The sequence below is a fragment of the Gordonia sp. (in: high G+C Gram-positive bacteria) genome, from assembly GCF_049299075.1.
In the GTDB taxonomy this organism is placed as follows: Bacteria; Actinomycetota; Actinomycetes; order Mycobacteriales; family Mycobacteriaceae; genus Gordonia.
Window position 1 is genome coordinate 20,336 of record NZ_JBAQWU010000109.1, and the last position, 7,737, is coordinate 28,072.

The window sequence follows — 7,737 nt, forward strand, 5'->3', positions numbered from 1 at the left end:
CAGAGGGAGTCCTGTCGGATGACGCACAATGAGAGCGCCGCCGTTTCACGTGAAACGGACGGCAATTCAGTACCAGTGGATGATGTCTTCGCCGATACGCCGATCGCCGCGGCGGCCGCGCGGGCGAGTCAGATCTTGACCCCCGGTGGCACAGGTACGCTCCCCCGCCCTGCCCGGCCACGGATTATGACGGTAGCTAATCAGAAGGGTGGCGTCGGCAAGACGACCTCGGCCGTGAACCTCGCTGCCGGATTGGCGCTGCACGGAATCGGGGTCCTCGTGATCGATCTCGATCCACAGGGCAATGCCAGTACCGCACTGGGCATTGACCACCGCAAGCCCGGTATCGCCTCGGTATACGAGATGTTGCTTGACGACGTGCCGCTCCGCGATGCGATTCAACGTTCGCCGTCGAACAAGAACCTGTATTGCGTGCCGTCGACGCTCGATCTGGCCGGTGCGGAGATCGAACTGGTTTCGGTGGTAGCCCGGGAAAGTCGGCTGCGTAACGCGCTCGATCCGCAGGTGCTGACTGAGCTCGGTATCGACTATGTGCTCATCGATTGCCCGCCGTCGCTGGGTCTGCTGACCGTCAATGCGATGGTCGCTGCCCGCGAGGTGCTCATCCCTATTCAGTGCGAATATTACGCACTGGAGGGCGTTGGGCAGCTACTGCGCAACATCGAGCTGGTGCAGGCGCACCTCAACAAGAGGCTGCATGTCTCCACTATCCTGCTGACGATGTACGACGGACGGACCAAGTTGGCGGACCAGGTCGCTGCCGAGGTGCGCTCGCACTTCGGTCCGAAGGTACTGAATACCATCATTCCCCGAAGCGTCAAGGTCTCCGAAGCGCCGGGTTACGGCATGACGATCATCGACTATGACCCGGGTTCGCGTGGCGCGATGAGCTACCTGGATGCGGCACGCGAGTTGGCACAGCAGGTTGGCACGAAGGAGAGCGGACAGTGAACAAGCGCGATAAGCGAGGAGGCCTGGGCCGTGGTCTGGCTGCGTTGATTCCGACTGAGCCGCCAGCACCGGACAATCAGTCTCCGGCTAGTCGGAGTGGAAGCGCTTCCCCGCGGTTGCCGGCAACAGTCGCTGAGGAGCACGAGCGCGGCACTGGCCACGGCGTAAACACCACGCGGATGGGTGCCGCCGCCGCCGACGTCCTGATTGGTGGCGGCGCCCCCGCGTTGGCGACCGATGACATCGGTGCCGTCTACCGAGAGATCCCGCCGACCGAGATCGAACCGAACCCCCAACAGCCGCGCACCGTATTCGACGAAGAGGCGCTGGCCGAGCTCGAACACTCCATCCGGGAGTTCGGGCTGATGCAGCCGATCGTGGTTCGGGAGGTCCCCTCCCCCAGGCCCGGTGGTGTCCGTTACCAGCTGATCATGGGTGAGCGTCGCTGGCGTGCGAGTCAGCGGGTGGGGCTGGACAAGATTCCGGCGATCGTCCGGGAGACCCGTGATGGCGATCTGCTCCGTGACGCACTCTTGGAGAACATTCACCGTGCGCAGCTCAACCCGTTGGAGGAGGCGGCCGCGTACCAGCAACTTCTCGAAGAGTTCGATGTGACCCACGAGGAGCTCGCAAACCGCATCGGGCGCTCGCGTCCGGTCGTCACGAACACGATTCGTTTGTTGAAGCTTCCGATTCCGGTACAGCGACGAGTTGCTGCGGGCGTCTTGTCCGCCGGTCATGCGCGGGCACTGCTGTCGCTGGACACTGGAGTGGAGGCACAGGAAGCATTGGCGGCGCGCATCGTCGCTGAAGGTCTTTCGGTACGTGCCACCGAAGAAGCGGTGACACTCGCGAACCATGACGGTGCGATCGGGGGCCCGACACCCACAAAGCGTCGCCCGCCGATGCAGATGCCAGGGCTGCAGAATGTTGCCGATCGTCTCTCCGACCGGCTCGACACCAAAGTGACGGTGAGTCTGTCCAAGCGTAAGGGCAAGGTCGTGATCGAATTCGGATCGGTCGACGACCTGGAACGCATTGTCGGCGTGATTTCCGAAAGCTAGAAATCCTGCCGTTGCGGCACCCCATACGGGAGTATGGGCCGAGAAACGTCACTGTGACGCTTAGTTAGCTAAGCGAAACCCGGGTAGGAGAGGGACACCAAAGGGGCATGGGTGTGTCGATCACGTCGCTGGAGCTGGAAGGGTTCGATCGTCTTCCGCTTCACACCCGGCGCTGCGTCTTTTGGGAAGTGGACCCCGACGGATCAGCGGATGTGCTCGACGATGCTTTTTCCGGATCGCTCGGGGGATGTGAGAGCGAGTTCGACAAGGAGGCCTGGGTCTCCGGGCTGATGCTCGAGTGGGGGTCGTGCTCTCAGATCGCGATCGAGCCGTCGACTGAGCGCATCGTCGGATCGGCGTTCTATGCGCCGCCGAATCGGGTACCGCGCCGTAAGCGGTTCCCATCCGGTCCGGTGGCGGCGGATGCGGTGTTACTGACGAAGATCACCGTCGAGCCGGGTTTCGACGCCGCCGCTCCCCTGTTGCTGGATGCGGTTATCGCGGATGTCATCCGCCGCGGCATGCGAGCGATTGAGACCTTCGGTTACACCGCGACCGGAGACGAGCTGGCCGGTGATCTGGTGACTCTCCTGCTCGGCGGTGGGGTGGCTGGCAATGTGTGTGCGGAGTGCATTCTGCCGACTGAATTTCTGCTTGAGTCTGGCTTCGAGGTGGTGTCGGCGGATCAGTACTTGCCCAGGCTCCGTCTCGACCTCGCCGGCGACTTGGGTTGGAAACAGCAAGTAGAACATGCTCTGTCGAAGCTCGTCATCGCTGAAAGTGTTGTGCTGCAAGGGAGTTGCTGACCGACCAGGCTGGTCGGTTGACGACGTTTCACGGGAAACAATCTGGCCCCAGCGAATCCGCTGGGGCCAGAGTTCACTCGGACGTTGCGCAGTGGGCGCTAATACTGGGGAAGTTGTTCGGCGGCAAGGAGATCCGCGAAGGTATAGGTGCCTGTGGGCCGATCGTCGCGGCCTTGCAGGTAAAGGCGCTTAACGGCCACCAGTACCGCGTCGGCGATAATGTCACGATCACTGGCCGAGCTGAGCACCCGGAGATCGTGGGGATTGGTGACGTACCCGACCTCGAGCACCACTGTCGGCATCCTGGTGAGCCGCAAGAGGTTCCAGGTCCGTTCATGGATTCGGCAGTCCAGCAGTGAAGTGCGTGCGGTGACTTCACGCTGGATGTAGCTGGCGAGGTTTCGCCCGATAGTCGAGTAAGAGCCGTGGTGCGTGCCGAAGAAGAAGGTAGCGACGCCGTTGGCCTGGGGATTGGGGTAGTTCCCCAAACGTAGGGCAATCATCAGATCAGCGTCGATCATGTTGGCGACGCGCGCCTTCTCGTTGTCGGTCGGCGAGGCGGTGCGGTCGTGTGAAAGGGAGGTGATCATCCCGGCCGCCAACATGCGGCCCTCAAGTCGGCTGGCGATATCCCAGAGGAGGGCCTTCTCTTCTTCGGTGTTCTGGTCAGAAAACGCGTCAATCAGGATTCGCTTACCGGTCAGTTGCGGACCGGACTGGCGGACGTACTCCTCCTCACGGATGGCGTGTGATGAGCCGCCCTTGATCCGGAGACCCAGCCGGTCCAGCGCTTTGAGGGTCGCCAGTCCACAGATGCCGTCGGGTGTCAGATCGGACTCAGACTGATACTTGATCACGCTCTCGTGCGTACCTGGACCAAAGACGCCATCGACGAGCCCGTGGTAGAAGCCGAGGCTCTGTAGCCGCCCCTGAAGACTCGCGACGTCGTCGCCGCGCATCGGAGCGGACAGCATGTACACCAGCGTCCGTTTACCAAGGAAATACGACGCTTCCCGCAGTGCCGAGTAGGTGGCATTACCGACAACGCCGTCGACCATCAGTCCGCGTTGCTGCTGGAAGGCGAGGACCGCACGCTCGCAGTCGGCGTCGAAGAAGTCGCCGGTGCCATTACCTGATGGGGTCGCGGCGACGTTCAAGAGCCCGAGCCGGGCGAGAATCTCGCGGACTTCGGCGACACCGGAGCCCTGATCCCCTCGACGCAACGTTGCCATGTGACTCCCAGATCGTCCTGCTCAATTACCGGTCTATTGTCGCAGGTCGATGAGAGCGGCGACAAATGAACAGGTCGATTGGCCTAGCGGTCAGTCGGTACCGATAACCGATCCGAGTTCGCGCAGAATAAATGCCTTGGACTTCGCTCCGCGAATAGTCTGGACCGGTTCTCCGCCGAAGTACACGATCATGGTCGGTACAGCCATGATCTGCAGATCGCGGGCGATGGCCGGGTTTTCTTCAACATTGACCTTCACCACGGTGAGGTTCTCGCCGTGGTCGCGGGCGATCTCGTCGATCACCGGGGCCAGCATTTTGCACGGGCCGCAGTGTGTGCCCCAGAAGTCGACGAGCACCGGCTTGTCGGACTCGAGCACGGTGCTGGCAAAGGTGTCGTCGGTAACGTCAATGGCATGGTTTGCCACGGGGTTCTCCTTCGGATCGAAGATGTCAGGATTCGTGGGCCGCGAGCCAGCGCTCGGCGTCGATCGCCGCGCTACAGCCGCTGCCGGCGGCGGTGATCGCCTGGCGGTAGGTGTGGTCGACAAGGTCGCCGCAAGCGAAGACTCCGTCGACGTCGGTGTACGTCGAGCGGCCCTGCACCTCGACATATCCTTCGTCGTCGATGGCGATCTGGTCGCGGACCAGTTCGCTGCGCGGATCGTGTCCGATGGCCACGAACATTCCGGTCGCCGCCATCACGTGGGAGTTGCCGGTGCGGGTGTCGGTGATGACAAGCTCGCTGACACCGCCCTCACCGCGGACTTCGCTCACCGTGGCATTGGTCAGGAACTCGATCTTCTCGTTCTCGCGTGCGCGCTCAAGCATGATCTTGGAGGCGCGGAACTCGTCGCGGCGGTGGATCAGCGTGACCTTCCGGGCGAACTTCGTGAGGAAGGTGGCTTCCTCCATCGCTGAGTCGCCGCCACCGACCACAACGATGTCCTGATCGCGGAAGAAGAATCCGTCGCAGGTGGCGCAGGAGGACACGCCGCGGCCCAGAAATCCCTGCTCTCCCGGGACGTCCAGATAGCGCGCCGCGGCGCCCATCGCCAGGATTACGGCACGGGCGCGGTGCACCTCGCCGCCCACGTGGACCTCTTTGATCTCACCGGTGAGGCGAAGCTCGTCCACCTCTTCGGTGCGAATGTCGGCACCGAAGCGGAGTGCCTGTTCGCGCATCTCGTCCATCAAATCTGGGCCCTGAATGCCACCGCGGAAGCCCGGATAGTTCTCCACCTCGGTGGTGGTCATGAGGGCGCCGCCGAAGGAAATGCCCTCGAACAAGACCGGCTTGAGCTCGGCTCGTGCCGCGTAAATCGCGGCGGTGTAGCCGGCCGGGCCGGACCCCACGATGATCAGTTCGTGGATCGGGTGGGCGGTGTCGCTCATCAGGTGCCTTTCGGGTTGCTTCCGCGTTCAACACCAGCCTAGGGGGAGATGTTCCCATCGCCGCGCACCAGGTTCCTCAGTCGCTCGGCAACGGCGTCGGGAATCGGCTCATCGGGAAGCGGTGCGGCAGCGAGTTCGGCGCGAGTTGCCGCGAGCGCCGCCAGGACCCGACGCCCGTGGGGATCGTCGGGCAGGCGCTCGGCGATGTGCTTGGTGAGTTCCGGCGACAGTGCGCCGGCGTCGTAGTCGGCGAGCAACTCGTCGTCGAACGGAGGTTCTGGGTACATCGTCTGTGCGCTCACCTCTTCGGGTCCGAAATCGTCTTGTTCCACATTAGTTAGACGCACGGGAGGACCGGTAGGTTCCTTCGGGTGGAAGAAGTATTGCGAAGCTGGCGAGCACGACGGCCCGTGGGCCGCGGTTTGGCCAAGGGCCAACTGCAGTTGACTGCGACCCATGTGGTCTTCGAACCGAGGGGTCTGGCCGCGCGCGTGGACGGGATCCGGTTCTCGGTGGCCGTCAAGCACCTCGTGGCGATCGGCACGGCACCGGGAAGCGGCGGTCGGCTGGCGCGCCAGATCGAACGGTTGGTGCTGACGCTCGGCGATGGCTCGCAGTACGAGTTCGTCGTTGACGATCTGGCCGATGCCGTGGCGGTACTTCAGGAGCGGAAGACGCGCTCGTAGGTGCCGATCAGCATCTCGGTGATGACATCGTGAATGGCCTCGACGGTGAACAGATCCGGGCCGCTGCGCGGGGACACCGGTCTGACGGCGGCCATCTGCCAGTCGACCAGCAGCTGGGTGATCGCGCCGACCAGACCGATCGCCGCGAGCCGTTTCTGCGGCGGCGCGGCCGCGGGGTTGGTCGTGGTGAAACCGATGATCAGGTCGGCCCAATCGTGGATGGCCCCGATGCGGAGCCGCTCGAGTGCTGGGCTTACCCCGACCACCTCGATGAGGATGAGGCGTGCGCGTCGTGGATCAACGGTGAGAGTGTCCAAGAAGGCACCGAAGGCCACGTGGGCGAGTCCGCCGATGTGTGCCTCGGGTACCGCTCCCCCGCCCTGCACCTCGGGCACGTCGGCCAAGTATTCGATGGCGGCCAGGGAGGTCGCCTCGCGCAGGCTCTCGACACAATATCGGTAGACCGCGTCGAGCAGGCCTTCGCGATCGTTGAACGACTCGTAGAAGTATCGCTGTGTCAGGCCGGCCTCGTCGCAGATCCGTTTGACCGGCACGTTGAGGTAGCCCTCCGTGCCGAACAGTTCTAGCCCGGACTCGATCAATGCGGTGCGCCGCTGTTCGCGCCGGTCCTGTGCGCTGACCCCGCCGTACACGCGCTCTTGTGCCTTAACCATCGTCGTTCATCTTACGGTGCAGAGCACGGCGGCTCTGGACTCCCGGTATCTGACACGCTAATGTGTCAGACATGCTGGACTTCTTGCCCACCGCGATGCGGGAACCGACGGTTCTCGCGATCCCGTTCTTTGTGCTGATGCTCGGCCTGGAGTTCCTGGCCGCCGCAAAGCTGAAGGATGTGGACTCGGCGGGACGCCCGCCGGCGGGCTCCTACTACGGCCAAGATACAAAGGCGTCACTGTGGATGGGCGTCGTATCCATCGGCACATCGGCGCTCGCGAAGTTCCTTGCGCTCTTCGCCTATGTCGCGATCTTTACCTACCTCGCCCCGTGGCACCTGCCAATGACCGCCTGGTACACCTGGGCGATCGGCTTCATTGGCCTTGACTTCCTGTTCTACTGGGAACACCGCATCGCCCATCGCGTGCGCCTCGTATGGGCGACGCATCAGGCGCACCACTCCAGCGAATACTTCAACTTCTCCACCGCGCTGCGGCAGAAGTGGAACAACTCGATGAGCATGATCATGTGGGCGCCGCTGGTCGTACTCGGCGTCCCGCCGGCCGTCGTCTTCGCGGTGTACTCGCTGAATCTGATTTACCAGTTCTGGGTGCACACCGAGCGCATTGACAAGATGTGGCGCCCGGTGGAGTTCGTAATGAACACCCCGTCGCATCACCGGGTGCATCACGGCAGCGATCCGGAGTACCTGGACCGCAACTACGGTGGCGTCTTCATTATCTGGGACCGGCTTTTCGGTAGCTTCGCGCCGGAGATCTTCCGCCCGCAGTACGGGCTCACCAAACAGGTCGACACGTACAACATCTGGAAACTGCAGACCCACGAGTACGTGAGTATCGGCCGCGACGTCGCCGGGGCCACCGGCTTTCGTGACAAGCTCGGCTACAT

At 63.0% G+C, this 7,737-nt stretch carries 10 protein-coding genes; 5 read left to right on the top strand and 5 right to left on the bottom strand.

All coding sequences use genetic code 11. From position 1 onward, the window contains the following. Positions 1-18: 18 nt before the first annotated feature. The 3 genes from WAW85_RS03615 (at position 19) to WAW85_RS03625 (ending at position 2,842) form a co-directional block, all read left to right on the top strand. Positions 19-972, top strand: a complete 954-nt coding sequence (locus WAW85_RS03615; RefSeq protein WP_422558281.1) for a ParA family protein — start codon at positions 19-21, stop codon at positions 970-972. Next, on the top strand, positions 969-2,036 hold the full coding sequence (locus WAW85_RS03620; RefSeq protein WP_422558282.1) for a ParB/RepB/Spo0J family partition protein: 1,068 nt from the start codon (positions 969-971) through the stop codon (positions 2,034-2,036). The genes WAW85_RS03615 and WAW85_RS03620 overlap by 4 nt, the downstream gene beginning before the upstream one ends. A 107-nt stretch (positions 2,037-2,143) precedes the next feature. After that, positions 2,144-2,842, top strand: a complete 699-nt coding sequence (locus tag WAW85_RS03625) for a hypothetical protein (protein WP_422558283.1) — start codon at positions 2,144-2,146, stop codon at positions 2,840-2,842. Positions 2,843-2,940: 98 nt separating this feature from the next. Here WAW85_RS03625 and WAW85_RS03630 read toward each other — a convergent pair whose 3' ends face one another. From WAW85_RS03630 to WAW85_RS03645, 4 genes are all read right to left on the bottom strand, one after another. After that, complete coding sequence (locus WAW85_RS03630) at positions 2,941-4,074, bottom strand: N-acetylmuramoyl-L-alanine amidase (protein ID WP_422558284.1); 1,134 nt, start codon at positions 4,072-4,074, stop codon at positions 2,941-2,943. 90 nt (positions 4,075-4,164) lie between these two features. After that, positions 4,165-4,500 carry a thioredoxin gene (gene trxA / locus WAW85_RS03635; RefSeq protein ID WP_422558285.1) on the bottom strand — a complete coding sequence of 112 codons (336 nt, stop codon included), beginning with the start codon at positions 4,498-4,500 and terminating at the stop codon, positions 4,165-4,167. A 25-nt stretch (positions 4,501-4,525) separates the two neighbouring features. Then, positions 4,526-5,467 carry a thioredoxin-disulfide reductase gene (trxB, locus tag WAW85_RS03640; protein WP_422558286.1) on the bottom strand — a complete coding sequence of 314 codons (942 nt, stop codon included), beginning with the start codon at positions 5,465-5,467 and terminating at the stop codon, positions 4,526-4,528. A 38-nt stretch (positions 5,468-5,505) separates the two neighbouring features. Beyond that, on the bottom strand, positions 5,506-5,799 hold the full coding sequence (locus WAW85_RS03645) for a hypothetical protein (RefSeq protein ID WP_422558287.1): 294 nt from the start codon (positions 5,797-5,799) through the stop codon (positions 5,506-5,508). Positions 5,800-5,838: 39 nt separating this feature from the next. Between WAW85_RS03645 and WAW85_RS03650 the strand changes: the two genes are divergently transcribed. Continuing rightward, complete coding sequence (locus WAW85_RS03650) at positions 5,839-6,153, top strand: hypothetical protein (RefSeq protein WP_422558288.1); 315 nt, start codon at positions 5,839-5,841, stop codon at positions 6,151-6,153. Here the strand turns inward: WAW85_RS03650 and WAW85_RS03655 are convergent. Next, positions 6,129-6,827: a TetR/AcrR family transcriptional regulator gene (locus WAW85_RS03655; protein ID WP_422558289.1), complete on the bottom strand. Its 699-nt coding sequence runs from the start codon at positions 6,825-6,827 to the stop codon at positions 6,129-6,131. The genes WAW85_RS03650 and WAW85_RS03655 overlap by 25 nt on opposite strands. A 71-nt stretch (positions 6,828-6,898) precedes the next feature. On the opposite strand from WAW85_RS03655, the gene WAW85_RS03660 reads away from it, so the two are divergent. Next, the coding region (locus WAW85_RS03660) for a sterol desaturase family protein (RefSeq protein WP_422558290.1) at positions 6,899-7,737 on the top strand (839 nt) is incomplete at its 3' end.